At 67.6% G+C, this 25,838-nt stretch carries 21 protein-coding genes and 1 tRNA gene; 16 read left to right on the forward strand and 6 right to left on the reverse strand.

Annotated elements, in window-relative coordinates; translation table 11 throughout:
- Positions 1–51 precede the first annotated feature (51 nt).
- From hflX to CF68_RS04535, 6 genes are all read left to right on the forward strand, one after another.
- Positions 52–1,314: a GTPase HflX gene (gene hflX, locus CF68_RS04510; RefSeq protein WP_035816331.1), complete on the forward strand. Its 1,263-nt coding sequence runs from the start codon at positions 52–54 to the stop codon at positions 1,312–1,314.
- Positions 1,315–1,466: 152 nt separating this feature from the next.
- Positions 1,467–2,822, forward strand: a complete 1,356-nt coding sequence (gene hflK, locus CF68_RS04515; RefSeq protein ID WP_035816390.1) for an FtsH protease activity modulator HflK — start codon at positions 1,467–1,469, stop codon at positions 2,820–2,822.
- 10 nt (positions 2,823–2,832) lie between these two features.
- Complete coding sequence (hflC, locus tag CF68_RS04520; RefSeq protein ID WP_035816332.1) at positions 2,833–3,741, forward strand: protease modulator HflC; 909 nt, start codon at positions 2,833–2,835, stop codon at positions 3,739–3,741.
- Positions 3,742–3,942: 201 nt separating this feature from the next.
- Complete coding sequence (locus CF68_RS04525; protein WP_035816333.1) at positions 3,943–5,094, forward strand: ATP phosphoribosyltransferase regulatory subunit; 1,152 nt, start codon at positions 3,943–3,945, stop codon at positions 5,092–5,094.
- A gap of 85 nt (positions 5,095–5,179) precedes the next feature.
- Entirely contained in the window at positions 5,180–6,520 is a 1,341-nt protein-coding gene (locus CF68_RS04530) for an adenylosuccinate synthase (RefSeq protein ID WP_035816334.1), read from the forward strand.
- Positions 6,521–6,647: 127 nt separating this feature from the next.
- Positions 6,648–7,217 carry a phosphoribosyltransferase gene (locus CF68_RS04535; protein ID WP_035816335.1) on the forward strand — a complete coding sequence of 190 codons (570 nt, stop codon included), beginning with the start codon at positions 6,648–6,650 and terminating at the stop codon, positions 7,215–7,217.
- A 49-nt stretch (positions 7,218–7,266) separates the two neighbouring features.
- Here the strand turns inward: CF68_RS04535 and CF68_RS04540 are convergent, their stop codons facing one another.
- From CF68_RS04540 to CF68_RS04550, 3 genes are all read right to left on the reverse strand, one after another.
- On the reverse strand, positions 7,267–7,878 hold the full coding sequence (locus CF68_RS04540) for an NAD(P)-dependent oxidoreductase (protein WP_035816338.1): 612 nt from the start codon (positions 7,876–7,878) through the stop codon (positions 7,267–7,269).
- 65 nt (positions 7,879–7,943) lie between these two features.
- Complete coding sequence (locus CF68_RS04545; protein WP_035816341.1) at positions 7,944–8,378, reverse strand: Rrf2 family transcriptional regulator; 435 nt, start codon at positions 8,376–8,378, stop codon at positions 7,944–7,946.
- 386 nt (positions 8,379–8,764) lie between these two features.
- Positions 8,765–8,851 (reverse strand) — tRNA-Leu (locus CF68_RS04550).
- A 70-nt stretch (positions 8,852–8,921) separates the two neighbouring features.
- On the opposite strand from CF68_RS04550, the gene rnr reads away from it, so the two are divergent.
- The 3 genes from rnr (at position 8,922) to CF68_RS04565 (ending at position 13,124) form a co-directional block, all read left to right on the forward strand.
- On the forward strand, positions 8,922–11,525 hold the full coding sequence (gene rnr / locus CF68_RS04555; RefSeq protein WP_035816342.1) for a ribonuclease R: 2,604 nt from the start codon (positions 8,922–8,924) through the stop codon (positions 11,523–11,525).
- A gap of 83 nt (positions 11,526–11,608) precedes the next feature.
- Complete coding sequence (gene rlmB, locus CF68_RS04560; protein ID WP_035816343.1) at positions 11,609–12,352, forward strand: 23S rRNA (guanosine(2251)-2'-O)-methyltransferase RlmB; 744 nt, start codon at positions 11,609–11,611, stop codon at positions 12,350–12,352.
- A gap of 4 nt (positions 12,353–12,356) precedes the next feature.
- The gene (locus CF68_RS04565) at positions 12,357–13,124 is read left to right on the forward strand and encodes an NAD-dependent deacylase (protein ID WP_051591398.1); all 768 of its coding nucleotides are present in this window, start codon (positions 12,357–12,359) and stop codon (positions 13,122–13,124) included.
- Between the two features lie 33 nt (positions 13,125–13,157).
- On the opposite strand, the gene tal is transcribed toward CF68_RS04565, so the two are convergent.
- Entirely contained in the window at positions 13,158–14,114 is a 957-nt protein-coding gene (gene tal, locus CF68_RS04570; protein WP_035816345.1) for a transaldolase, read from the reverse strand.
- 158 nt (positions 14,115–14,272) lie between these two features.
- Here tal and rpiA point away from each other — a divergent pair, with 158 nt between their 5' ends.
- Positions 14,273–14,959 (forward strand): ribose-5-phosphate isomerase RpiA, encoded by a 687-nt coding sequence (gene rpiA, locus CF68_RS04575; RefSeq protein ID WP_035816347.1) that lies wholly within the window; start codon positions 14,273–14,275, stop codon positions 14,957–14,959.
- Between the two features lie 68 nt (positions 14,960–15,027).
- Here rpiA and CF68_RS04580 read toward each other — a convergent pair whose 3' ends face one another.
- Together CF68_RS04580 and argA are read right to left on the reverse strand one after the other, a co-directional pair.
- The gene (locus CF68_RS04580) at positions 15,028–15,300 is read right to left on the reverse strand and encodes an oxidative damage protection protein (protein ID WP_010809445.1); all 273 of its coding nucleotides are present in this window, start codon (positions 15,298–15,300) and stop codon (positions 15,028–15,030) included.
- A 99-nt stretch (positions 15,301–15,399) separates the two neighbouring features.
- A complete protein-coding gene (gene argA, locus CF68_RS04585; protein WP_035816348.1) occupies positions 15,400–16,866 on the reverse strand; it encodes an amino-acid N-acetyltransferase in 1,467 nt (488 codons plus the stop codon).
- 23 nt (positions 16,867–16,889) lie between these two features.
- Here argA and hrpA point away from each other — a divergent pair, with 23 nt between their 5' ends.
- The 6 genes from hrpA to CF68_RS04615 all read left to right on the forward strand — a co-directional run bounded on the left by hrpA (position 16,890) and on the right by CF68_RS04615 (position 25,798).
- The gene (gene hrpA / locus CF68_RS04590) at positions 16,890–20,927 is read left to right on the forward strand and encodes an ATP-dependent RNA helicase HrpA (RefSeq protein WP_035816350.1); all 4,038 of its coding nucleotides are present in this window, start codon (positions 16,890–16,892) and stop codon (positions 20,925–20,927) included.
- A gap of 153 nt (positions 20,928–21,080) precedes the next feature.
- Positions 21,081–22,079 carry a beta-propeller fold lactonase family protein gene (locus CF68_RS04595; protein ID WP_035816352.1) on the forward strand — a complete coding sequence of 333 codons (999 nt, stop codon included), beginning with the start codon at positions 21,081–21,083 and terminating at the stop codon, positions 22,077–22,079.
- Between the two features lie 18 nt (positions 22,080–22,097).
- Positions 22,098–22,958 (forward strand): polysaccharide deacetylase family protein, encoded by an 861-nt coding sequence (locus CF68_RS04600; RefSeq protein WP_051591399.1) that lies wholly within the window; start codon positions 22,098–22,100, stop codon positions 22,956–22,958.
- Positions 22,958–23,932, forward strand: a complete 975-nt coding sequence (locus CF68_RS04605; protein WP_035816354.1) for a sterol desaturase family protein — start codon at positions 22,958–22,960, stop codon at positions 23,930–23,932. Before CF68_RS04600 ends, CF68_RS04605 begins: the two co-directional genes overlap by 1 nt.
- A 129-nt stretch (positions 23,933–24,061) precedes the next feature.
- Positions 24,062–24,961 (forward strand): EI24 domain-containing protein, encoded by a 900-nt coding sequence (locus CF68_RS04610; protein ID WP_035816356.1) that lies wholly within the window; start codon positions 24,062–24,064, stop codon positions 24,959–24,961.
- A 12-nt stretch (positions 24,962–24,973) separates the two neighbouring features.
- Positions 24,974–25,798, forward strand: coding sequence for a molybdopterin-binding protein (locus CF68_RS04615; protein ID WP_035816358.1), 825 nt, complete (start codon positions 24,974–24,976; stop codon positions 25,796–25,798).
- Positions 25,799–25,838 lie beyond the last annotated feature (40 nt).

The following is a 25,838-nucleotide window of genomic DNA, read 5'->3' on the forward strand; positions in this document are numbered from 1 at the left end:
CCGCCCGCCTTCCCCCTGAACCCGTTTTTCCCTGCGCTTTCGCGCCCTCCCTTGGACCCCAGAGCCACTTCCAATACCGCCCCTTCGCGCGCCATTCTGGTCGGCGTCGACTTTGGCAAGCATGATTTCCAGGAAAGCCTCAGCGAACTGGCGCTGCTGACCTCTACCGCTGGCTCGTTGCCGGTGCATACGCTGACGGGCCGCCGCTCGCGGCCGGATCCGGCGCTGTTCATCGGCTCGGGCAAGGCCGAGGAGCTGAAGGAGGCTGCCGACGCCCTGGATGCCGACGTGGTCGTGTTCAACCACGCCCTGAGCCCGGCACAGCAGCGCAACCTGGAACGCTTCCTGAACCGCCACGTGATCGACCGCACCGGCCTGATCCTGGACATCTTCGGGCAGCGCGCGCAGAGCCACGTGGGCAAGGTGCAGGTGGAGCTGGCGCAGGTCCAGTACCGGGCGTCGCGGCTGGTCCGCGCGTGGAGCCACCTGGAGCGGCAGAAGGGCGGCATCGGCATGCGCGGTGGCCCCGGCGAGCGCCAGCTCGAGCTCGACCGGCGCATGCTGGACGAGCGCGCCAAGCGGCTCAAGTCCGATCTGTCGCGGCTGCAGCGCCAGCACAGCACGCAGCGGCGCGCCCGCGCGCGCAATGACACGCTCAGCATTTCGCTGGTGGGCTATACCAACGCGGGCAAGTCGACGCTGTTCAATGCGCTGACCAAGGCTGGCGCCTATGCGGCCGACCAACTGTTCGCCACGCTCGACACCACCTCGCGCCGGCTGTTCCTGGACGGGCTGGGCAACGTGGTGCTGTCCGACACGGTCGGCTTTATCCGCGACCTGCCCACGCAACTGGTGGCGGCGTTCCGCGCCACGCTGGACGAGACCGTGCATGCCGACCTGCTGCTGCATGTGGTGGATGCATCGAGCCCGGTGCGCCACGAGCAGATCGAGCAGGTCAACCGCGTGCTGGCGGAAATCAACGCGCTGGACATCCCGCAGATCGTGGTGATGAACAAGATCGATGCCGCGCCCGAACTGTTGGAGCAGGGCCCGCGCCTGGAGCGCGACGAGGACGGCATCCCCACCCGCGTGTTCGTGAGCGCGCGCGAGGGGATGGGCCTGGATGTGCTGCGCGAGGCCGTGGTCGAGGTGGCGCAATGGCTGGCCAGCCGCCCGCCCGAGCCGCAGCCCTATGACCCGCGCCTGGCCGACGTGCCGCAGTACGGCGATGGCGGCGATGATGACAGTGCAGATGATGGCGGCGTGGCTGACGGCAGCGACGACGCCGACGCGGGGGATTCGGGCAGGCTGTAGCCTGTCAAGTTGCCGTCAGTTCGCCGCCAGTCCTCCGGCCGTTCTGCCCAATCCCGGTGCGATTGCTGCCGGGATTGCGCGAATTGGCCAAAAGTGGCGCGGATGACTGCTAGAATCCCCCTGTTACAAACTTCCCCGGACCCGTGCACTTCATGCCCCAGTTTCCCCGGAATGCTGATTCGAGCCTGACACCAGGCGGCCGCTTCGCGCTGCGCGCGGGCTGGCAGCGCCTGCGCGCCATCTTCTCGCTGAACGATCCGCGCTGGGGTCGCAACGGTCAGGACGACGACAAGAAGGACGGTCGCGACGACAACCGCCAGCAGAACCAGCGCCCGCAGCAGGACGGCGGCCCGCCCGACCTGGACGAGCTGTGGCGCGACTTCAACCGCCGCCTGAGCGGCCTGCTCGGCCGCAAGGACAACGGCGGTGGCGGCAACCAGGGCTTCGGCGGCCCGCGCACGCCGGGCAAGGGCTCGGGCGTGGGCGCCGGCGTGATCGTGGCGGCCGTGGTCGGCATCTGGCTGGCCAGCGGCTTCTTCATGGTGCAGGAGGGCCAGACCGCGGTGATCCTGCAGTTCGGCAAGTTCAAGTACGCAGCCGGCCCCGGCATCAACTGGCGCATGCCTTGGCCGGTCCAGTCGGCCGAGATCGTCAACCTGTCGGCCGTGCGTTCGGTCGAGGTGGGGCGCTCCACCTCGATCAAGGACAGCAACCTGAAGGACTCGTCAATGCTGACGCAGGACGAGAACATCATCGACGTGCGCTTTACCGTGCAGTACGTGATCCAGGACGCCAGCGAGTTCCTGTTCTTCAACAAGACCGACCGCGGTGGCGATGAAGAGCTGGTGACGCAGGCTGCCGAGACCTCGGTGCGCGAGATCGTCGGCCGCAACAAGATGGACGCGGTGCTGTACGAGAGCCGCGAACAGATCGCGCAGCAACTGGCCAAGTCGATCCAGGCCATCCTGACGGCGTACAAGACCGGCATCCGCGTGCTGTCCGTGAACGTGCAGAGCGTGCAGCCGCCCGAGCAGGTGCAGGCCGCGTTCGACGACGTCAACAAGGCCAGCCAGGACCGCGAGCGCGCGATCAGCGAAGGCCAGGCCTATGCCAATGACATCCTCCCGCGCGCCAAGGGTACCGCGGCGCGCCTGAAGGAAGAGTCCGAAGCCTACCGCTCCCGCGTGGTGGCGCAGGCCGAGGGTGATGCCTCGCGCTTCCGTTCGGTGCAGACCGAATACGCCAAGGCGCCGCAGGTGACGCGCGACCGCATCTATCTGGAAACCATGCAGCAGATCTACAGCAATTCGACCAAGGTGCTGGTGGACGCGCGCCAGGGCAACAATCTTCTCTACCTGCCGCTGGACAAGCTGATGGCGCAGGCCGATGGCCGCGCAGTGCCGCAGCCGGGCCAACCGGGTGCGGCAAGCCCGGCGCCCGCGCCGGATGCGTCGACGGACGCCCGTTCGCGCGAAGCGCTGCGCAACCGCGACCGCGACTCGCGCTGAGGAGACCGTCATGAACCGACTGATTTCCTTCACGATTGGCTTTTTCATCCTGCTGGCCGTGGTCTCGTCCATGCTGTTCGTGGTCGACCAGCGCCAGTACGCCGTGGTGTTCGCCTTCGGCGAGATCAAGCAGGTGGTGCGCGAGCCCGGCTTGCACTTCAAGCTGCCGCCGCCGTTCCAGAACGTGGTGTTCATGGACCGCCGCCTGCAGACTATCGACGGGGCCGCCAGCGAGCGTTTCCTGACCGCCGAGAAGAAGAGCATGGTGGTGGACTGGTTCGTCAAATGGCGCATCACCGATCCGCGCAAGTTCTTCGTCGCCTTCGGCGGCAACCTGCGTGGCGCGCAGGACCGCATGACCCAGCGCATCGACTCGGTGGCGCGCGAGGAGTTCGGCAAGCGCACCGTGGCCGACGTGGTCGCCGGCGAGCGCGAGCAGGTGATGCAGGCCATCCGCAACGGCATGGCTGAATATGCCAAGTCGGTCGGCGTCGAGATCCTGGACGTGCGCCTCAAGCGCGTTGACCTGCTGCCCGCGATCAGCGAATCGGTGTACCGCCGCATGGAGGCCGAGCGCAAGCGCGTGGCCAACGAGCTGCGCTCCACCGGTGCCGCCGAGGGCGAGAAGATCCGCGCCGATGCCGACCGCCAGCGCGAAGTGGTGCTGGCCGAGGCCTATCGCGACGCCCAGGTGATCAAGGGCCAGGGCGATGCCAAGGCCTCGCAGATCTATGCCGACTCGTTTGGCCGCGATCCGCAGTTCGCGCAGTTCTGGCGCAGCATGGAGGCTTACCGCAACACCTTCCGCGACAAGCGCGACGTGCTGGTGCTTGAGCCCAACTCCGAGTTCTTCCGCTACATGCGTTCCAGCGGCGGTGCCGCCGCGGCCGCCTCGGGCGGATCCGGAGGCAAGCGCTAGCACCGTCGCTTGTCCGTGTGGCGAATTGACGAAACCCCGGCTTGCCGGGGTTTTGTCCGGCTGGAGCCATCCTCGCTGAGTGATGGCGCGGGCGCGCGGCGCCTGCAATGAAGTTCCTGGTCAAGCGCGGGTGCCTTGGGGGCATTGCCTCGCGAGGTGGGCCGAATGACTGAGAAGAGATTGACTGAGAAGAGATTCACTATGTCCAACCATTGGCTGCTGCCAGAAAACATTGCCGACGTGCTGCCGTCGGAAGCGCGCAAGATCGAAGAACTGCGCCGCCGCATGCTGGACCTGTTCCGCACCTACGGCTATGAGATGGTGATGCCGCCGATGCTGGAATACCTGGAGTCGCTGCTGACCGGGACCGGCCATGACCTGGACCTGCGCACGCTCAAGCTGGTGGACCAGCTGTCGGGCCGCACCATGGGCCTGCGTGCCGATATCACGCCGCAGGTCGCGCGCATCGACGCGCACCTGCTGAACCGCCCGGGCGTGACCCGCCTGTGCTACGCGGGCAACGTGCTGCATGCGCGCCCGGCGGGTTTCCACGCCACGCGCGAGCCGATCCAGATCGGCGCCGAGATCTATGGCCATGCCGGCCTGGAAGCCGACGTCGAGATCCAGGACCTGATGCTGGCCGCGCTGCAGGCGGCCGGGCTGTCCGATGTCCGCATCGACCTGTGCCATGCCGGCATCCTGGAAGCGCTGCTGGCGGGCCTGCCGTCGATCCGCAAGATCGAGGACGCGCTCTTTGCCGCGCTGGAAACCAAGGACGTGCCGGCCCTGCGCGAACTGACCGTAGGCATGCCTCAGACCGAGCGCGATGCGCTGCTGGCGCTGCCGACGCTGTACGGCGGCGTGGACGTGATCGAGCGCGCCCGCGCAACGCTGCCGGCCAGCCCGGCCATCGGCCGCGCGCTGGATGAGCTGGCGGCACTGGCGGTGCAGGTGCGCGGTGCCAGCGTGAATATCGACCTGTCGGATTTGCGCGGTTACCACTATCACAGCGGCGTGATGTTCGCGGCCTATGTTGCCGGCCTGCCCAACTACGTGGCGCGTGGCGGCCGTTACGACAAGGTGGGCGAGGCCTTCGGCCGTGCGCGCCCGGCCACGGGTTTTTCGCTGGACCTGCGTGAAGTGGCGGCGCTGTCGCCCGTGGAAGTGCGCGCCCAGGCGATTTTTGCGCCCTGGGATGCGGATCCGGCACTCCGGGCCGCGATTTCCGCGCTGCGCGCGGCCGGCGAGATCGTGATCCAGTCGCTGCCCGGCCATACCCACGAGCTCGATGAATTCAACTGCGACCGGCAGCTGGTGCGCCAGGACGCCGGCTGGGCCGTGGTGCCGCGCTGACGCTCGCGCGCCGGGCGTGCCCAAAAATCGAGAATCGCCCGGCAACAAGAGTAGAATACGTTTTTAACCTATTGACCAAAGCAATATGTCCGCATCCGCAGTAGGCCAGGGACGCAATGTCGTCGTGATCGGCACCCAATGGGGTGACGAAGGCAAAGGAAAAATCGTCGATTGGCTTACCGACCAGGCAAAGGGCGTGGTGCGGTTCCAGGGTGGCCACAACGCTGGCCACACGCTGATCATCGGTGGCAAGAAGACCATTCTCCGCCTGATCCCGTCCGGGATCATGCGCGACGGCACGGTCTGCTACATCGGCAACGGTGTGGTGCTGTCGCCCGAAGCTTTGTTCCGTGAAATCGAAGAACTCGAAAGCGCCGGCCTGCAGGTGCAGAACCGCCTGCGCATTTCCGAGGCCGCCACGCTGATCCTGCCGTACCACGTTGCCATCGACAAGGCGCGCGAAGCCCGCCGTGGCGCCGCCAAGATCGGCACCACCGGCCGCGGCATCGGCCCGGCCTATGAAGACAAGGTGGCCCGCCGCGCGCTGCGCGTGCAGGACCTGTTCGATCCGCAGCAGTTCGCCGAACGCCTGCGCGAGAACCTGGACTACCACAACTTCATGCTGACCCAGTATCTGGGCGCCGAAGCCGTGGACTTCCAGCAGACCCTGGACGAAGCGCTGGCCTACGCGCCGCGCCTCGCGCCGATGGTGGCCGACGTGTCGGCCGAGCTGTACGCGGTCAATGCCGCCGGCGGCAACCTGATGTTCGAAGGCGCGCAAGGCACGCTGCTGGACGTGGACCACGGCACCTATCCGTTCGTGACCTCGAGCAACTGCGTGGCCGGTGCGGCCGCAGCGGGCGCCGGCGTCGGCCCGGGCCGCCTGAACTACATCCTTGGCATCACCAAGGCCTACTGCACGCGCGTGGGCGCGGGCCCGTTCCCGAGCGAGCTGTACGACAACGACAACCCGTCGCGCCAGGACCCGGTCGGCGTGCGCCTGGCCAACGTCGGCAAGGAATTCGGTTCGGTCACCGGCCGTCCGCGCCGCACCGGCTGGCTGGACGCCGCCGCGCTCAAGCGCTCGGTGCAGATCAACGGCGTGTCCGGCCTGTGCATGACCAAGCTGGACGTGCTCGATGGCCTGGAAACCATCAAGCTGTGCGTGGGCTACGAGCTCGACGGCAAGACCGTCGACATCCTGCCGCGCGGCTCTGACGCCGTGGCGCGCTGCGTGCCGGTCTACGAGGAATTCCCCGGCTGGAACGAGTCGACCTTCGGCGTGAAGACGTGGGACGCGCTGCCCGAGCAGGCCCGCGTCTACCTGAAGCGCGTGGAAGAAGTGGTCGGCATTCCGATCGACATGATCTCGACCGGCCCGGACCGCGACGAGACCATCCTGCTGCGTCATCCGTACCAGGCCTGACCCGGCAGCAGCACACCACACAAGGCAGCGGCGCCACGAGCGCTGCGGCCCGCCAGAAATAAATCGGCCCGCGCAAGCGGGCCGAGCCATATCGGTCAACCGACCCGAAGATACAAAGAGTAAGACGATGAACCTGCCAACGAACGATGACGAGAACCTGTGGGTCTCCTGGGACGAATACCATCGCCTGATCGCACGCCTGTCGCTGAACGTGCATGAGTCGGGCTGGAAGTTCGACAAGATCCTGTGCCTGGCGCGCGGCGGGCTGCGCGTGGGCGATCAGATGTCGCGCATCTTCGACGTGCCGCTGGCCATCCTGGCCACCAGCAGCTACCGCGAGGCCGCGGGCACGCAGCAGGGCAACCTGGACATCGCGCAGTACATCACCATGACCCGCGGCGAGCTGACGGGCAGGGTGCTGCTGGTCGACGACCTGGTGGATTCGGGCATCACGCTGGAGCGCGTGGGCCGCCACCTGAAGGAGCGCTATCCGGCCGTGACCGAGGTGCGTTCGGCCGTGCTGTGGTACAAGGCGTGCTCGAAGGTCGAGCCGGACTACCACGTTACCTTCCTGGAGTCGAACCCCTGGATCCACCAGCCGTTCGAAGAGTACGACACGCTGCGCCCGCACAACCTGGCCGCCTGGCTCAAGCGCGGCAAGCGCGCCAGCTTGCTGGATGACGACGCGCGCGGCTAAACGCGCACGTTTTGAAAGCCGTGCCCGCGGGGCACGGCAGCGGGCGGCTTCAGTACCCGACCGTGAAACGCTGGCGCGAATGCGCCGGCTTTTCGATCTCGTCGAGCATCGCGATGGCATAGTCTTCCATCGAGATCCAGCTCTTGCCTGCTGCGTCGCTCAGCAGGGTTTCCTCGCCAACACGGAACTTGCCGGTGCGCTCGCCCGGCTCGAACAGTGCCGACGGCGACAGGAAGGTCCAGTCGATCTGCTGTTCCCCACGCAGCGCGTTGAGGAAGTCGCGGCCTGCGAGGGCTTCGGGCTTGTAGGCATCAGGGAAGTTCGGGGTGTCGACCAACTGCACCCCCGGCGCGACATAGAGGCTGCCGGCACCACCCACCACCAGCAGGCGCGGCACGCCGGCCTGGCGCACGGCCGAGGTCACCTGCTGCGCGTTCAGTTGCGCGAAGCGCGCGGTGCTGATGACGATGTCGTTGCCTGCCAGGGCGGCAGCCAGTGCGGCGATGTCGGCGCCGTCCACGTCCGTGGTGGTCACGCCGTCGCGTGCGGGCAGTTTGCTGGCGTGGCGCGCAATGGCGGTCACCTGGTGGCCGCGGCGCAGGGCCTCGTCGGTCAGGCGCGTGCCAACGCGGCCGGTGGCGCCGATGATTGCGATCTTCATGGTCACTCCTTCTTTCGGTCAGGTTGATATGAAACCATTGTGGTTACATATCGGGGCAAAAAAATTCAGCGCTTGCGGCGCTGGCTGCTGCCTTCGACATCGGCGAGCATGCTGGCGATGGTGATGCCGGCAAGGGTGTCGTCCATGGCCGCCTGCGCACGGTCCGCGACCTTGCGCAGCGCACCGGTGATCTCGCGCCCGACCGGGCAGGCCGGGTTGGGCGCGCTCTGGTGCAGCGTGATCAGCGCGGTGGTTTCCACTACGCGGAACACGTCGAGCAGCGTGATTGACGCGGCCGGTCGCGCCAGCGTGGCGCCGCCGGTGCTGCCCATGGTGGTCGCGACTAGCCCGGCTTCAGCCAGTTGGCCGACCAGCCGCCGGATCAGCGCCGGGTTGGTGCCCACGCTGCCGGCGATCAGCGACGAGGGCACCGGCTCAGCCGAACTGGCGAGCAGGGTAAGGATGTGGACCGCCACGGCGAACCGGCTGCTTGTGCTCAACGCTTGTGCTCAGGATGTCAGGTGCAATGTGAAAGCATGATAGTTACACATGATCGGGCATGTCAAGCACGGGCAGGGTGCAAAGTGGCCGGAGTACCGGGAGGGAAGGAGGTGATACGCCGATGTGGCAGCCAATGGCCGGTGGAATGCCGGAATCGCCACTGAAGCTGTTACACTCCTCGACATTGCCGTACCGTTGTGGTTCGGCTGCCGCGCGGGGTACGGTGCGCGGTTTCACGGACGGGAAAAACCCGTACGCTCGCAGGTATGACATCGCGGCATGGCCGCCAAGCAAGGAGTGCAAGTTGCCGGATCTGATGCGCGAAACAGGCGTCAAAAACAAAAAACCCGCAGGGCTTGAAAGCGCTGCGGGTTTTCCGGTGATCTGGTGCCCAGGAGAGGACTCGAACCTCCACAGTGTTGCCACCGCTAGGACCTGAACCTAGTGCGTCTACCAATTCCGCCACCTGGGCAGGTGTCGAAACAACCGAAGCGCTCATTATAGAGAGCGCGAGAATTTTGTCAAATAGTTTCCAGAAAAAATTGAATCAGAACAACTATCCGATCCCCAGCCGGGAAGAAATCCTGGGCGTGTTGAGAACGTCGGGATCCCCCCAGTCGGCCGGCGATATTGCCAAGGCCCTCTCCGTCACGCGCAAAGAGCATGACGGTTTCCAGAAGCGCCTGGCGGCCATGGAGCGCGACGGCCAGATCGAGCTGAACCGCAAGGGCCGCTATGAGCTGGCCCATCAGCCGAACTTCGTCACCGGCCGGGTGCAGGGCCACCGCGACGGCTTCGGCTTCCTGATCCGCGACGACGGCGAAGACGACATCTTCCTGCCCGAGCGCGAACTGCAGAAGGCCATGCACAACGACCGCGCGCAGGTGCGCGTGGTGGGCTACGACCGGCGCGGGCGCCCCGAAGGGCAGATCGTCGAGATCATCGAGCGCGCCAACCGTTTTGTTATCGGCCGTCTGCTCAGTGAAGGCGGCGTGCTGGTGGTGGCGCCTGAAGACAAGCGCATCAGCCAGGACATCCTGATCCCGCCCAAGGCGCAGGGCAAGGCACGGGTGGGACAGGTGGTCAGCGTCGAGCTGATCGAATTCCCCGACCGCTACGTGCAGCCGGTGGGCCGCGTGGTGGAGGTGCTGGGCGACATCGACGATCCCGGCATGGAGATCGAGATTGCCGTGCGCAAGTACGGCGTGCCGCATGCGTTCTCGCCGGCCGCTGCCCAGGAAGCCTCCGCGCTGCCCGACGAGGTGCGCCAGGCCGACCTGGACCACCGCATCGACCTGCGCGACATCCCGCTGGTGACCATCGACGGCGAAGACGCACGCGACTTCGACGATGCGGTCTATTGCGAGCCGGTCAAGATCGGCCGCGCCAAGGGCTGGCGCCTGATAGTGGCGATCGCCGACGTGTCGCACTATGTGCGCCCCGGCACGCCGCTGGATGCGGATGCGCTGGACCGGGCCACCTCGGTCTACTTCCCGCGCCGCGTGATCCCGATGCTGCCGGAGAAGCTGTCCAACGGGCTGTGCTCGCTCAATCCGCACGTGGACCGGCTGTGCATGGTGTGCGATGCCGTGATCACCGCCAAGGGCGAGCTCAAGGGCTACCAGTTCTACCCGGCCGTGATGCATTCGACCGCGCGCCTGACCTACAACGAGGTCTGGTCGGTGCTGTCCAACACCAAGGGCCCCGAGGCGCACAAGCGCGGCGAGCTGGTGCCGCACCTGCAGAACCTGTATGAGCTGTTCCAGGTCCTGCTCAAGGCGCGGCGCGCGCGCGGTGCGATCGACTTCGACACCACCGAGACCTATATCGTCTGCAACGCGCAGGGCAAGATCGAGCAGATCCTGCCGCGCACGCGCAACGATGCGCACCGCCTGATCGAGGAGTGCATGCTGACCGCTAACGTCTGCGCGGCCGACTTCCTCGAGCGCTTCAAGCACCCGGCGCTGTACCGCATCCACGCGGGCCCCAGCGAAGAGAAGCTGAAGAACCTGCGCGACTTCCTGCGCACCGCCGGCCTGTCGCTGGGCGGCGGCGACAAGCCGCAGGCATCGGACTATGCCGAGGTGATGGACAAGATCAAGTCCCGTCCCGACGCGCCGATGCTGCAGACCATGCTGCTGCGCTCGATGCAGCAGGCGGTCTACAGCCCGGACAATATCGGCCACTTCGGCCTGTCGTACGAGGCCTACGCGCACTTCACCAGCCCGATCCGCCGCTACCCCGACCTGCTGGTGCACCGCGCGATCAAGGCGGTGCTGGCACATACCAAGTACCAGCCGGCGTTTGCGCACGGGACCGAGCTGAATACCGCGATCTCGCCCAAGGCGCGCCGGCTGCAGGCCAAGGACGCCGAGCAGAAGGCAGAACTGACCGCGGCGCGCGCCAGGCGCAACGAGGCCATCTGGGACGAGCTCGGCCTGCACTGCTCGGCCAATGAGCGCCGCGCGGACGAGGCTTCGCGCGATGTCGAGGCCTGGCTCAAGTGCTACTTCATGCGCGACAAGCTGGGCAGCGACTACGCCGGCACCATCAGCGCCGTGACCTCGTTCGGCATCTTCGTGCAGCTCGACGAGCTGTATGTGGAAGGCCTGGTCCACGTGACCGAGCTGGGCAGCGACTACTTCCAGTACGACGAGGCCCGCAACGAACTGCGCGGCGAGCGCACCGGCATCCGCTACCGCCTGACCGACCGCGTGCGCGTGCAGGTGTCGCGCGTGGACCTGGATGCGCGCAAGATCGACTTCCGCCTGGTGCAGGAGCCGTCGGCGAAAACCCTGCGCGCCCGCGCGGGGGGCACCGAAACACAGCCGCGCGTGCCCGCCGCCCATGCGGTGCCGGCGCGCAAGAAGGGCCGCCAGCTAGCGGCGCTGCTGGGCGGCTCGTCCAAGCCGGAGGAATCGTTCGACGAGACGCTGGACCGCGTGATCGAGGAGCAGCCGGTGTTCGAGGCGGTGATCACGCCGCTCAGGCCGCACGTGAAGACCGGCGGCAAGCCGGCCAAGCGCGCGGCCAAGCCCAAGCCCTCGCACCTGGAGAAGCCGCGCAAGCCGGCCTCCAAGTCGCACCAGGCCAAGCCGGCGGGCAAGACGCCGGCCAAGAGCCCGCGCACCCCGCGCAAGCGCTGAAGCCTGTGGCGGCCGCCCTGCCGCCGCCCCCCCCCCCCCCCCCGGCGGGCTGCGGGGGGCGAGAGGGCGAGTACAATCGCGCCATGGCTAAAAACAAACTCCTGATCGGCTTTCACGCCGTCACCGCACGCCTGCGCCAAGATGCCAAGGGCGTGACCGATGTCTATATCGAATCCGCGCGCCGCGACCGGCGCATGCAGGACTTCGTGCGCCTGGCCGAAAGCCTGGGCGTGCGCCTGCATCCGGTCGATGCCGAGCGCCTGCGCGGCATGGCCGGCACCGACCGCCACCAGGGCGTGGTGGCACGTGCCGAAGACGTGGCACTGGCGCTGAACCTGGATGAACTGCTCGACGGCATCGAAGGCACGCCGCTGCTGCTGGTGCTGGACGGCGTCACCGACCCCCACAACCTGGGCGCCTGCCTGCGCGTGGCCGACGGCGCCGGCGCGCATGCCGTGATCGCCCCCAAGGACCGCAGCGTCGGCCTCAATGCCACCGTGGCCAAGGTCGCCAGCGGCGCCGCCGAGACCGTGCCCTACATCACCGTCACCAATCTGGCCCGCACCCTGCGTGAACTGCAGGAACGCGGCATCTGGGTCGTCGGCACTGCCGACGGCACTGAAAAGTCGCTGTATGACATCGACTTCAAGGGTCCGACCGCGATCGTGATGGGCGCCGAAGGCGAGGGCATGCGCCGCCTGACGCGCGAAACCTGCGACGATCTGGTCGGCATCCCGATGGCGGGTGGCGTGGAAAGCCTGAACGTCTCGGTCGCCAGCGGCGTATGCCTGTACGAAGCCGTGCGCCAGCGGCGCCTGCCGCGATAAGTCCATGGCCGCTGATTCCGGTCTCCTTGAAATGCCGGGGCTTGAGGACGCACGCCGGCTGATCGCGGCCGCCGGCAATATCTTCGTGCTGACCGGCGCCGGCATTTCCGCCGAATCCGGCGTGCCGACCTTCCGCGACGCAATGACCGGGCTGTGGGAACAGTTCGACCCGGAAGAGCTGGCCAGCGAGGACGCCTACCGCCGCCAGCCGGCGCTGGTCTGGGAGTGGTACCTGCACCGGCGCGAGCTGGTCGCAGCCGTGCATCCCAACCCGGCGCACTTTGCGCTGGTCGCGCTGGCTGCGCAGAAGCCTTTCACGCTGGTCACGCAGAACGTGGACGGCCTGCACCAGCGCGCCGGCAGCGCGGGCGTGATCGAACTGCATGGGAACCTGTTCGCCAACAAATGGCTGGACGGGTGCGGACGCTGCAACGAGGCGACCGCGCTGCCCGGCATGCCGCCGCGCTGCAACCTGTGCGGCGCGCTGATGCGTCCGGGCGTGGTGTGGTTCGGTGAGGACCTGCCGCGCGTGGCGCGCTACCGCGCCGAGCATGCGGCGCAGAACTGCGACCTGTGCCTGGTGGTCGGCACCTCGGGGCTGGTCTATCCGGCGGCGGGGCTGCCGGGCCTGGCGCGCGAGCATGGCGCGCCAGTGATCGTGGTCAATCCGCAGCCGTCGGCGCTGGACCAGACCGCGGATATCGTGCTGTCTGCCGCGGCAGGGGCATGTCTGCCATTGCTGTGGCCGCAGCCGGCACCCGCGGCCGGCTGAGCCTGGATCCGGGCGTTGCCGCCCGGGCCATCCTTACTTCGCAATTTCGCCGATCAGCTTCTCCAGCTTGACCGCATCCGCCGCAAACAGGCGGATGCCTTCGGCAAGCTTTTCCGTCGCCATCGCATCCTCATTCAGCTGCCAGCGGAAGGACGCCTCGTCGGCCGCGATGCGGGCGATATTGGCGGCCTGGGCCTGGTCCACCGACAGCTTGTGCGTCACCGGACCCTGGCCGGCGGCCAGTTGCTCGAGCAGCTCGGGGCTGATGGTCAGCAGGTCGCAGCCGGCCAGCGACAGGATCTGCGCGGTGCTGCGGAAGCTGGCGCCCATCACCTCGGTCGGGTAGCCGAACTTCTTGTAGTAGTCATAGATCTGGCGCACCGAGCGCACGCCGGGGTCGTTGTCGCCGCCATTGGCGGCCGCGTCCCATTGCTCGCCGGCCTGCTTCTTGTACCAATCGAAGATGCGGCCGACGAAGGGCGAGATCAGCTGCGCGCCGGCCTCGGCGCACGCCACCGCCTGCACCAGCGAGAACAGCAGCGTCATGTTGCAGCGGATGCCGTCGCGCTGCAGGATCTCGGCCGCGCGGATGCCTTCCCAGGTGGAGGCAATCTTGATCAGCACGCGCTCGCGCGCGATGCCGCGCTGCTCGTACAGCTGGATCAGGTGGCGCGCCTTGGCCACGCTGGCCTCGGTGTCGAAGGACAGGCGCGCATCGACTTCGGTCGAGACGCGGCCCGGCACGATCGCCAGGATCTCGCAGCCGAAGGCGATCAGCACTTCGTCCATCACCGCGTCGACGCCGCCGTTGCCGTGGTGGTCCTGCACCGCCTTCTCCAGCAGGTGCCGGTATTCGGGCTTTTGCACGGCCTTCAGGATCAGCGACGGATTGGTGGTCGCGTCCTGCGGGGTGTACTGCTTCATCAGCTGGAAGTCGCCGGTATCGGCCACTACCGTGGTGAATTGCCTGAGTTGTTCGAGCTGGTTCATGGTCGCTTGGTCGTCTGCTTGAGCGTCTGCAAAATCGTTCGCGGGCATCAGGGGTGCGCGTACGGCACCCGGTTCGGTCCATTGTACCGTCGCCCGCGTGACCTGCCGCCGCAATCCGCTACACTACGCGTTTCCCCCAACGCAATCTGGCTGTTGTCATGACTCAGGATGAACTCAAGGCGCTGGTCGCGCAAGCTGCCGCCGACTACGTGAAGCAGGAAGTGCCCGAAGGGGCGGTGCTCGGCGTGGGCACGGGCTCCACCGCCAATCTCTTCATTGACGCCGTGGCGGCATTCAAGGCGCGCTTCGCCGGTGCTGTGTCGAGTTCCGAGGCGTCCACGCGCCGCCTGCAGCAGCACGGCTTCAAAGTGCTGGACCTGAACGAAGTCGACGAGATCCCGGTGTATGTCGACGGCGCCGACGAGATCGACGCCAGCGGCGCCATGATCAAGGGCGGCGGCGGGGCGCTCACGCGCGAGAAGATCGTGGCCTCGGTCGCGAAGCGCTTTGTCTGCATCGCCGACGGCAGCAAGCTGGTCCAGACCATGGGCACCTTCCCGCTGCCGGTCGAGGTGATTCCGATGGCACGTGCCGCGGTGGCGCGCAAGCTGCAGGCCCTGGGTGGCCAGCCGCGCCTGCGCATGACCAAGGAAGGCGGCATCTACAAGACCGACAACGGCAATGTGATCCTGGACGTGGTCGGCCTGAAGATCGAAGACCCGCGCGGCCTGGAGCAGGCCGTCAACCAGGTGCCGGGCGTGGTCACGGTGGGCCTGTTCGCACTGCGCGGCGCGGATGTGCTGTTGCTGGGCACCGGCGACGGCGTGCAGCGCACGGACTACTGAGCAGAGTCGTCCGCTGCCAAGCAAAAAGGGGTGCCTGAGGCACCCCTTTTGTCATTTGTCGGTCCGGTTCAGGACTGCGGCGGCACGTAGCCCTGGGCCTGGTCGGCGCCTTCGCCGAAGAAGTACTTTTCGGTCTGCTTGAGCAGGTACTGGCGCGCGCGCGCATCGGCCATGTTCAGGCGGTTTTCGTTGATCAGCATGGTCTGGTGCTTGAGCCAGCCAGCCCAGGCTTCCTTCGACACGCTTTGCCAGATCTTCTTGCCCAGTTCGCCGGGCAGCGGCGGGAAGTCGAGGCCTTCGGCTTCCTTGTTCAGCTTGATGCATTGGACCATGCGGGCCATGGGGACTCCTTGGTTTGTTTGTCAGGTGCTGAGGCGCTGGCGCTATTGTAGCCAAGCGGGGCCGCCAGCCGCGGCGCGGCGGCGATTGCCCCTACGGCGTCACAGCTTTTTCATCAGCACCATGGACTTGCGCTGCCAGTTGTAGAGCTTGCGCTTGTCCTCGGGCAGGTCGTCGACGTTGGCGTGGACGAAACCGCGCTTCAGGAACCAGTGTTCGGTCCGGGTGGTGAGCACGAACAGCTTCTCCAGGCCGAGCGCGCGGGCGCGGCGCTCGATGCGCTTGAGCAGGCGCTCGCCGTCGCCGGTGCCCTGGGCTTCCTGCGATACCGTCAGGCAGGCCATCTCGCCCATGTTCTCGCGCGGGTAATCGTAGAGCGCCGCGCAGCCGAACAGCACGCCGTCGTGCTCGATCACCGAGAAGTTGGAGATATCGCGTTCGATCAGGTGGCGTCCGCGCGGCACCAGCGTGCCGTCCTGCTCCAGCGGGGCGATCAGCTGGACGATGCCGCCGACGTCGTCGAGCGTGGCTTCGCGCAGGCTTTCGAGGTCGGTGTCGGACAGCATGGTGCCGACGCCGTCGTGCAGGAACAGTTCCAGCAGCACCGCGCCGTCGAGCGAATAGGGGATCAGGTGCGCACGCGGCACGCCGCCCTTGAGCGCCTTGACTAGGTGCTGCAGGTAGTTGGCCACGTCCGGCGGCAGGTGCTTGTTCTGCAGGCGCTCCACCGCGGTGCGCAGCGACATTTCCTGCATCATCTTGCCGACCGGGTCGGGCACGCCCGGCACCTCGGTGATGAAGATCAGCTTGTCGGCCTTGAGCGCGGTGGCCGTAGCGCTGGCCACGTCTTCCATCGACAGGTTGAAGGCCTGGCCGGTGGGCGAGAAGCCCAGCGGCGACAGCAGCACCACCTTGCCGTGCGACAGCGACATGCGCACGGACTCGGCGTCGATCTTGCGCACCAGGCCGGTGTGCTGGTAGTCGGTGCCGTTGACGATGCCGACCGGGCGGGCAGTCACGAAGTTGCCGGAGATCACCGACAGCTGGGCGCCGGCCATCGGCGTATTGGGCAGGCCCTGGCTGAAGGCGGCCTCGATATCCAGGCGCAGCTCGCCGGCGGCTTCCTTGGCGCATTCGAGCGCGGCGTTGTCGGTGACGCGCACGCCATCGACGAACTGTGACTCGACATGGCGCAGCGCCAGCTGTTCTTCCACCTGCGGGCGCGAGCCGTGCACCAGCACGATCTGCATGCCCATGGCGTGCAGCAGCGCGACGTCGTTGACCAGCGCATTGAGCACGCCCGACTTGACCAGCTCGCCGGCGAAGGCGATCACGAAGGTCTTGCCGCGGAAGGCATGGATATACGGCGCCACCATGCGCAGCCAGTCGACGAACTGCTGGTGGTCGGGGCCGCTGCGCTCGGGCTCGGCCGTCGTGGGCGCCGGGGCGGCGGGCACGGGGGAGGCCGGGGCAGGCGCGGGGAATTCAGCCGCAGGCGGCTCCGCCGGCACGGGGGCGGCGGGTGAGGAGGCAGGCGCCGTCTGCGGCGCGTCGGTTCTGGCGTTCATGCCGCGGATTATAATCCCGGCCAATGTCAGAACAACGCCCCGTCAAGCCCAAACCACCCGCCGCGCCGAGCCAGCGCGCCGGTGCCGGTCAGTCCGCCTCCCCAACCCAGTCCCGGCCGGCCCCAGGCCCGGTCAGGAAGCCGGAGGTCCGTGCGCAGCCCGCTGCTGCCCGGCCGGCCGGTGAAGCCGGGCAGCGCCCGCCACGCGGTCCCCGCGAGCCGCGGCCGCCGCGTGCGCCAAGGCCGGTCAACCCGCTGCCGCCCATCACCTTCCCGGAGGCCCTGCCGGTCTCCGGCCGCCGCGACGAGATCGCCGCGGCGCTGCTGGCCAACCAGGTGGTGATCGTCTCGGGCGAGACCGGCTCGGGCAAGACCACCCAGCTGCCCAAGATCTGCCTGTCGATCGGGCGCGGTCCGGGGCGCGAGGGTGGGGGGCTGATCGGCCACACCCAGCCGCGGCGCATCGCCGCCACCTCGACCGCCAAGCGCATCGCGCAGGAAATCGGCACGCCGCTGGGCGAGCACGTGGGCTACCAGGTGCGTTTCAACGACACCATGTCGTCGGGGGCGTCGGTCAAGCTGATGACCGACGGCATCCTGCTGGCCGAGACCCAGAACGATCCGCTGCTGCGCGCCTACGACACGCTGATCATCGATGAGGCGCACGAGCGCAGCCTGAACATCGACTTCCTGATCGGCTACCTGCGCCAGATCCTGCCGAAGCGCCCGGACCTGAAGGTGATCATCACCTCGGCCACCATCGATGCCCAGCGCTTTGCCCAGCATTTCGCCGCGGGCGACAAGCCGGCGCCGGTGATCGAGGTCAGCGGCCGCTTGTACCCGGTGGAAGTGCGCTACCGTCCGATCACCGAGGACGTGCCCGCGGGCGCGCCGCGCAGCCCGCAGGCACGCGAGCGCGACCTGTACGACGGCATTGTCGAGGCCGTCGACGAGCTGTGCCGCGTCGGTCCGGGCGATGTGCTGGTCTTCCTGCCCGGCGAGCGCGAGATCCGCGAAGCCGCCGAGGCGCTGCGCAAGCACCACCCGCCGCATACCGAGATCCTGCCGCTGTTTGCGCGGCTGTCGGTGCAGGAGCAGGAGCGGGTGTTCAAGCCGTCCAACGCACGGCGCATCGTGCTGGCGACCAACGTCGCCGAAACCTCGCTGACGGTGCCGGGCATCCGCTACGTGGTCGATACCGGGCTGGCGCGGGTCAAGCGCTACTCGTACCGCAACAAGGTCGAGCAACTGCAGGTCGAGTCGATCTCGCAGGCCGCTGCCAACCAGCGCGCCGGCCGTTGCGGCCGGGTTGCTAACGGCGTGTGCATCCGGCTGTATGAGGAGTCCGATTTCACGGGGCGCCCGCGCTTCACCGATCCCGAGATCCTGCGCTCGTCGCTGGCCGCGGTGATCCTGCGCATGAAGGCGCTGCGGCTGACCGAGATCGAGTCGTTCCCGTTTATCGAGCCGCCGCTGGGCCGCGCCGTGGCCGACGGCTATCAGCTGCTGCAGGAACTGGGCGCGGTCGACGACGCCAACCAGCTTACCGGCACCGGGCGCCAGCTGGCCAAGCTGCCGCTGGACCCGCGCGTGGCGCGCATGATCCTGGCCGCGCGCGAGCACCAGTGCTTGCGCGAGGTGCTGGTCATCGCCAGTGCGCTGTCAGTACAGGACCCGCGCGACCGCCCGCAGGAGGCGCAGGAAGCGGCCGACCAGGCGCATCGCAAGTTCATGGACGAGAAGTCCGAGTTCCTGGGCTGGGTCAAGCTGTGGAAGTGGTTCGAGGACGCGGTCGCGCACAAGAAGTCCAACCGCCAGCTGCAGGACCAGTGCCGCGCCCACTTCCTGTCGCAGCTGCGGCTGCGCGAGTGGCGCGACGTGCATTCGCAGCTGCTGACCACGGTGACCGAGCAGGGCTGGCGCCTGAACGACAGCGAGCCCACCTATGAGCAGGTGCACAAGGCGCTGCTGACCGGCCTGCTGGGCAATGTCGGCTGCCGCATCGAGGATGGCGACGGCAAGGGCCGCGAATACCTGGGCGCGCGCGGCATCAAGTTCCACCTGTGGCCGGGCTCGCTGATCGCGCGCAAGGTCGGGCGCTGGATTGTCGCGGCCGAGCTGGTCGAGACCAGCCGGCTGTTCGCGCGCACGCTGGCGCGCATCGAGCCCGAATGGCTGGAACAAGTGGGCCGCCATCTGCTCAAGGTCAGCTGGAGCGATCCGCACTGGGAAAAGAAGGCGGGCCAGGTGCTGGCGCTGGAGCGCGCCACGCTGTACGGGCTGGTGGTCTACCAGCACCGCCGCGTGCACTACGGCCCGATGAACCCGCAGGAAGCGCGCGAGATCTTTATCCGCCGCGCGCTGGTCGAGGGCGAGTTCGATACGCGCCTGCCATTCTATGCGCACAACCAGCGCCTGGTGCGCGAGATCGAGAACCTGGAGCACAAGTCGCGCCGCCAGGACGTGCTGGTCGACGACGAACTGATCTACGCCTTCTACGATCGCGCGATTCCCGCCGAGATCTGCCAGCAGGCCACCTTCGAGCAGTGGTACCAGGCCGAGAGCGGCAAGGACCGCAAGCTGCTGTACCTGAATCGCGACGAGCTGATGCGGCACGAGGCGGCCGGCATCACCACTGACCTGTTCCCCAAGGCCATGAACGTGGCCGGGGTGGATATGGGGCTGACTTACCACTTCGAGCCAGGCAGCCACCGCGACGGCGTGACCCTGACCGTGCCGCTGTACGCACTCAACCAGGTGCGCCAGGAGCGCGCCGACTGGCTGGTGCCGGGCATGATCAGGGAGAAGGTGCACCTGCTGCTCAAGTCGCTGCCGCAGAAGCTGCGCCGCCACTGCGTGCCGCTGCCGGAGTATGCCGCGGGCTTTGTCGCGCGCCAGCCGCTTGGCGAGGGCGAGCTGCTGGACGTGCTGATCGCCGATATCCGCGAGCAGACCGGCACCATGGTCAAGCGGGCCGATTTCAAGCTGGAAACGCTGCCCGCGCACCATACGATGAATTTCAAGGTGGTCGACGAGCACGGCCGCCAGCTTGAGATGGGCCGCAACCTGGCCCAGCTGCGCGCCGAGTTGGGCGGGCAGGCGCAGCAGTCGTTCCAGCGGGTGGCCGCGCAAGCCGCGGCACAGGCGGCAACCCAGGCCCCGGAGCAGGCGGCGCCGCTGGCCGCTGCCGAGCCCGGCAAGTACGAGGGCCTGACCGGGTGGAGCTTCGGCGAGCTGCCCGAGCTGCTGGAGATCCGCAAGGGCAGCCAGACCCTGTTCGGCTACCCCGCGCTGGTCGACCGCGGCACGCACTGCGACGTGGAAGTCTTCGACGACCCGCAGGAAGCCGCCCGCGTCCACCACCTGGGGCTGCGCCGGCTGTTTGCGCTGCAGCTGCGCGAGCAGGTCAAGTTCCTCGAGAAGAACATCCCCGGCCTGCAGCAGATGGCGATGCAGTACATGACGCTGGGCACGCAGGAGATGCTGCGCGAGCAGATCGTGATGCTGGCGCTGGAGCGTGCCTGCATGCAGGCGCCGCTGCCGCGCAACGAGGCCGAGTTCAATGCGCGCAAGGACGAGGGCCGTACCCGGCTGTCGCTGCTGGCGCAGGAGATCGCGCGGCTGGTGGGGACCATCCTGGCCGAGTACGCCGGACTGCCGCGCAAGCTGCTGCAGGCCAAGCCGTTCGCCGGGCCCCATGCGGATATGGAAGCGCAGCTCGGGCGGCTGATGGGCAAGCGCTTCGTCGACGAGACCCCGTACACGCAGCTGGTCCATTTCCCGCGCTACCTGAAGGGCATCGCCATGCGGGTGGACAAGCTCAAGGGCGACCCGGCGCGCGACACCCAGCGCACGCAGGAGATGGCGCCGCTGGTGCAGCAGTGGCAACGGGCCGAAAAGCAGCTGCGCACCCAGGGCCGCGGCGGCGAGGACGCGCGGCTGGAGGAATTCCGCTGGATGCTGGAGGAACTGCGCATCGCGCTGTTCGCCCAGGAGCTGCGCACACCGGTGCCGATGTCGGTCAAGCGGCTGCAGAAAGTGTGGGAATCGATGCAGCGCTGAGCGCCGGCGCGGGGCGGAATGCCGGGGCGAACCGCAAATGGTCGCTTCGGCGCAACAATCTGCCAAAATCTTGATCGGGATCGGCCGCGACGTCAGCGGATTTTCGTGCTCAACCGTTAGAATCGCCGGTTCAGTCTTCTTCTGGCGGGTCTTATGTTTGCGCTGCGGTTCGCATTGCGTCGTGTTGTAGCTGGTGGTTTCACGGTGGGCGCCCTGGCGCTGGGCCTGCTGGCCGCACCCGCATCGGCGGAGGTGGTGGTAATCCTGAATTCAGGTGATGCAACCGTCACGTTGATCGACAAGGATACCCAGAAGGTGCTGGAGACCTTCCCGATCGGCAAGGAGCCGCACCACCTGATCGCCACGCCGGACGACAAGTCGCTGATCGTTGCCAACGCGGTCGGCAACGACCTGGTGTTCCTGGACCCGGTCTCGGGCAAGGTCCAGCAGCGCGTGCCCAATGTCGACGACCCGTACCAGATCGGCTTCTCGCCGGACCAGAAGTGGTTTGTCGCCACCGGCAACCGGCTCGACCGTGTCGACCTCTATCGCTGGGACGGCAAGGCGCTGAAGCTGGCCAAGCAGTTCCCGCTGGCCAAGACCCCCAGCCATATCGCCTTTACCGCCGACAGCCGCATCGCCTTCATCACGCTGCAGGACTCCAATGAGGTGGCAGCCATCGACCTGGTCACGCAAAACGTGATGTGGCGCATGGAAACCGGCTCGGCGCCGGCGGGCATCTGGGTCACGCCGGACCAGAAATACCTGCTGGTGGGCATGACCGGGGCTGATTACGTGGCCGTGATCGACTGGCGCACGCGCACGGTGGTCAAGCAGATCCTGACCGGCAAGGGCGCGCACAACTTCCGCGCCGTCGGCGACAAGCGCCATCTGTTCCTCAGCAACCGGGTCACGAGCAGCATCAGCATCATCGACCAGCAGACGCTGACCAAGGTCGGCGACATCACCGGCCTGCCGCCGGGCCCGGACGACATGGAGCTGACCGCCGACGGCAAGACGCTGTGGGTCACCTTCCGCTGGGCGCGCTCGGTCGGCCTGGTCGACGTGGCCAGCCGCAAGCTGGTCAAGACCGTGCGCGTCGGGCGCTCGCCGCACGGCATCTATTTCCGCACGCGCGCGCCGCTGTATTGACCGGGCAGGGCAGGGACCATGGACGACACCAAGGCATCGCGATCCGGACGGCTGGGCAGGCTGCTGGCTGCGCTGGCGCTTGCCTGCAGCCTGCCGTCCGCGCTGCAGGCGGCTGATGTCCCCAAGCCTGCCGCCAAGGCGTGCCCGGCCGGCACGCTCTACCTGACCTTCGACACCGGCAGCATGAGCCAGGCCCAGCTGATCGCCGACACGCTGCGCCGCCACCATATCCGCGCCACCTTCTTCCTGGCCAATGAGCCGACCGTGCGCCAGGACAGCTCGCTGGACCCAGCCTGGGCGCCGTACTGGAAGGCTCTGGTGGCCGACGGCCACGCCTTCGGCACGCATACCTTCGACCATGTCTACCTGCGCAGCGTGCGCGCCGGCCATGTGACCATGCGGCCGCAGTTCGGCCCGCAGGCCGGCAAGGACATGGCCATGGACGCGGCCGGATTCTGCCAGGAGCTGCGGCGCAGCGCCGACGCTTTCCACGGCATGACCGGCGCCGCCATGGTGCCGTTGTGGCGCGCCCCGGGCGGGCGCACCGCGCCGCAGACGGTGCAATGGGCCGAACAGTGCGGCTTCCGCCACGTCGGCTGGGCGCCGGCGGGGTTCCTGGGCGATGAGCTGTCGTCCGACCGCTATCCCAACGCAGCGCTGCTGGAGCGCGCGCTGGCCAACCTGCGCGACGGCGATATCACCATGGCGCACCTGGGCATCTGGTCGCGCAAGGATCCGTGGGCGCCCGGCGTGCTGGAGCCGCTGCTCGCCGGCCTTGAGCGCAAGGGATTCTGTTTCGCGACGCTGCGCGAGCACCCGGCCTACCGCGACTGGATCGCCAGGCCGCAGCCAGTCGGGCAAAAGGAGGGCAGGCGCTGATGTGGGAGACGCTGAACGGCTGGATCGGCCAGGTCGAGGGCACGCTGTTCCAGGACGTGGTGCTGCCCGTGGTCTACGACCTCGGGTTTGGCCGCTATGCCGAGGAAGCCTTCACCGGCACCGAGTGGCTGCTGGTGGGCCTGGTGCAGATCGTGGTGATGGCATTGATCCTGGGACCGCTGGAAAAATGGCGCCCGGTCGAGCCGGTCTCCGACCGCGCCGGCATCCGCACCGATATCTTCTACACGGTGATCCACCGGCTCGGGCTGTTCCGGCTGGCCATGTTCTTCCTGCTGGCGCCGCTGACCGACGCCCTGGAGGGCGACCTGCGGCTAATGGGCTGGCACCGCATCAATGTGGAAGACTGGTGGCCGGGCGTGACCTCGGTGCCGCTGGTCAGCTTCTTTGTCTACCTGCTGCTGTTCGACTTCCTCGATTACTGGTACCACCGGCTGTCGCATTCGTTCCGCTGGTGGTGGCATCTGCATGCGGTGCACCACAGCCAGCGCCAGATGACGCTGTGGAGCGACAACCGCAACCACCTGCTCGACGACATGCTGCGCGATCTGGTGTTCGCGCTGGTGGCGCTGGGCGTGGGCGTGGAGCCGTCGCAGTACGTGCTGCTGGTGGCGTTGTCGCAGCTGCTGCAGAGCCTGCAGCATGCCAACGTGCGGCTGCACTTCGGCGCCATCGGCGAGCGGCTGCTGATCTCGCCGCGCTTTCACCGCACCCACCACGCCGTGGGCATCGGCCATGAGGCCGACGGCGCACCGGCCAAGCTGGGCGGCTGCAACTACGGCGTGATCTTCCCGTGGTGGGACATGCTGCTCGGCACCGCGGTCTTCACCGAGACCTACCACCCGACCGGCATCCGCGACCAGCTGCCGCCGCCGCTGGGCAAGAGCCACGACTACGGCGCGGGCTTCCTGGCGCACCAGTGGTACGGCATCAAGCGGCTGCTGCGGCTGCGCTGAACCAGCGGGTCTGGAGGCAGTCCGCCGCGGCGGCAAGTGGCGTATGCTAGTGTTTCGGGTTGCCGCCGGTCCGGCCCAGTCGGACTTCTGCCGCTCCCGGCGCCTTTCCTCCTGTTTGCCTTCGACTGCATGAACGATATCTTCCGCTCGTTTGGCCGCGCGCTGGTCAGCCAGCTGCATCCCCGCATGCTGATGCTGACCGTGCTGCCTTTCGTCCTGGCCACGCTGCTGTGGGGCGGCCTGCTCTGGTGGGGCTGGGACCCCATCATGGGCGCCACGCGCAGCTTCCTGGAAACCTCCATCCTGACCAGCTGGATCTACAGCGCGCTCGACTGGTTCGGCCTGCAATCGATGCGCACCATCGTGGCGCCGCTGTTCGTGGCGGCGCTGGCGATCCCGCTGGTGATTGCCTCGATGCTGATGTTTATCGGCGTGTTCTCGGTGCCGGCGGTGGTGCGCCACCTGGAGCGCAACTACCCGGACCTGGCCAAGGCCCATGGCGGCAGCATCCTGGGCAGCGTGTTCCAGTCGCTGGGCAGCACGCTGGTGTTCCTGGTGCTGGTGCTGGTGACGCTGCCGCTGTGGCTGATCCCGCCGTTCTTTGCGCTGATCCCGCCGGTGCTGTGGGGCTGGCTGACCTACCGCGTGATGACGTATGACGCGCTCGCCGACCACGCCAGTGCCGAAGAGCGCAAGACGCTGGTGCGCCGCCACCGCACGCCGCTGCTGGTGATCGGGGTGGCGGTGGGGCTGCTGGGCTCGGCGCCGACGCTGCTGTGGGTGTCGTCGGCGGCGGTGATCTTCCTCTTCCCGTTCGTGCTTGCCGGCACGCTGTGGCTGTATGTGCTGATCTTTATCTTTTCGGCGCTGTGGTTCGGGCACTTCTGCCTGCGCGCGCTGGCTCAGCTGCGGGCCGAGCGCGCGGCGGTGCCGGCCCAGCCGCCGGCGCATCAGCCGGACCAGCCGGCGCTTGACGGCGACGTCATCGACTTGGCGCCGACCGACGTGCGCCGCATCGAAAATTCCTGAAGCGAGGGCAATATGGGTTTTGGCCTGATCGTCATTGGCGACGAGATCCTGTCGGGGCGGCGTGAAGACAAGCATCTGCGCCGCACCATCGAACTGCTGGGCGCGCGCGGCCTGGCGCTGGACTGGGCCGAATACGTCGGCGACGACCGCGCCCGCATCACCGCCACGCTGCGGCGCACGCTGGCCGGCCCGGATGTGGTGTTCTGCACCGGCGGCATTGGCGCTACGCCGGACGATCACACCCGCCAGTGCGCGGCTGCCGCGCTGGGCGTGCCGCTGGTGCTGCATCCCGAGGCGCGCGAGCTGATCGCGCTGCGCATTGCCGAGACCGCCGGCGGCGACCCGGTCAAGGCCGACCTGAACCAGCCGGAAAACCAGCACCGCTTCAAGATGGGCGAGTTCCCCGAGGGCGCGCGCATCATCCCCAATAGCTACAACCGCATCCCGGGCTTTTCGGTCGGTCACCACCACTTCATGCCGGGCTTCCCGGTGATGGCATGGCCGATGATGGAATGGGTGCTGGACCACGACTATGCGCATCTGTTCCACCAGGTGCAGCAGCAGGAGCGGGCCTTCTACGTGTTCGAGGCGCCGGAGTCCACGCTGACGCCGCTGATGGAGAAGGTCGAAGCGGCGCATCCGGGCATCCGCGTGTTCAGCCTGCCGTCGGTCGGCGACGTGCAGCGCGGCGACCGCTTCGCGCGCCGCCATATCGACCTGGGGGTCAAGGGCCCGGCCGATCTGCTGGCGCCGGCCTATGCGATGCTGCTTGAAGGCGTGCAGGCGATGGGGTTCGAGACCGTGGAGCAGCCGCCGCGCGAAGCGGCGCAGGCATAAGCACTGGTCGCAAGAAAGTAGAAGGGGCAGCCAAGGCTGC

Source organism: Cupriavidus sp. SK-4 (assembly GCF_000611125.1).
Taxonomy (GTDB): domain Bacteria; phylum Pseudomonadota; class Gammaproteobacteria; order Burkholderiales; family Burkholderiaceae; genus Cupriavidus; species Cupriavidus necator.

Bases quoted from the DNA above. Each gene is read 5' to 3' on its own strand.
- CF68_RS04540 (WP_035816338.1), bottom strand. From the start codon at position 7,878: ATGAAGATCGCAATCATCGGCGCCACCGGCCGCGTTGGCACGCGCCTG.
- CF68_RS04595 (WP_035816352.1), top strand. From the start codon at position 21,081: ATGTTTGCGCTGCGGTTCGCATTGCGTCGTGTTGTAGCTGGTGGTTTC.
- CF68_RS04565 (WP_051591398.1), top strand. From the start codon at position 12,357: ATGGCCGCTGATTCCGGTCTCCTTGAAATGCCGGGGCTTGAGGACGCA.
- CF68_RS04615 (WP_035816358.1), top strand. From the start codon at position 24,974: ATGGGTTTTGGCCTGATCGTCATTGGCGACGAGATCCTGTCGGGGCGG.
- argA (WP_035816348.1), bottom strand. From the start codon at position 16,866: ATGAACGCCAGAACCGACGCGCCGCAGACGGCGCCTGCCTCCTCACCC.
- hflK (WP_035816390.1), top strand. From the start codon at position 1,467: ATGCCCCAGTTTCCCCGGAATGCTGATTCGAGCCTGACACCAGGCGGC.
- CF68_RS04610 (WP_035816356.1), top strand. From the start codon at position 24,062: ATGAACGATATCTTCCGCTCGTTTGGCCGCGCGCTGGTCAGCCAGCTG.
- hrpA (WP_035816350.1), top strand. From the start codon at position 16,890: ATGTCAGAACAACGCCCCGTCAAGCCCAAACCACCCGCCGCGCCGAGC.
- CF68_RS04580 (WP_010809445.1), bottom strand. From the start codon at position 15,300: ATGGCCCGCATGGTCCAATGCATCAAGCTGAACAAGGAAGCCGAAGGC.
- rpiA (WP_035816347.1), top strand. From the start codon at position 14,273: ATGACTCAGGATGAACTCAAGGCGCTGGTCGCGCAAGCTGCCGCCGAC.
- CF68_RS04525 (WP_035816333.1), top strand. From the start codon at position 3,943: ATGTCCAACCATTGGCTGCTGCCAGAAAACATTGCCGACGTGCTGCCG.
- rlmB (WP_035816343.1), top strand. From the start codon at position 11,609: ATGGCTAAAAACAAACTCCTGATCGGCTTTCACGCCGTCACCGCACGC.
- hflC (WP_035816332.1), top strand. From the start codon at position 2,833: ATGAACCGACTGATTTCCTTCACGATTGGCTTTTTCATCCTGCTGGCC.
- tal (WP_035816345.1), bottom strand. From the start codon at position 14,114: ATGAACCAGCTCGAACAACTCAGGCAATTCACCACGGTAGTGGCCGAT.
- CF68_RS04605 (WP_035816354.1), top strand. From the start codon at position 22,958: ATGTGGGAGACGCTGAACGGCTGGATCGGCCAGGTCGAGGGCACGCTG.
- CF68_RS04600 (WP_051591399.1), top strand. From the start codon at position 22,098: ATGGACGACACCAAGGCATCGCGATCCGGACGGCTGGGCAGGCTGCTG.
- CF68_RS04530 (WP_035816334.1), top strand. From the start codon at position 5,180: ATGTCCGCATCCGCAGTAGGCCAGGGACGCAATGTCGTCGTGATCGGC.
- CF68_RS04535 (WP_035816335.1), top strand. From the start codon at position 6,648: ATGAACCTGCCAACGAACGATGACGAGAACCTGTGGGTCTCCTGGGAC.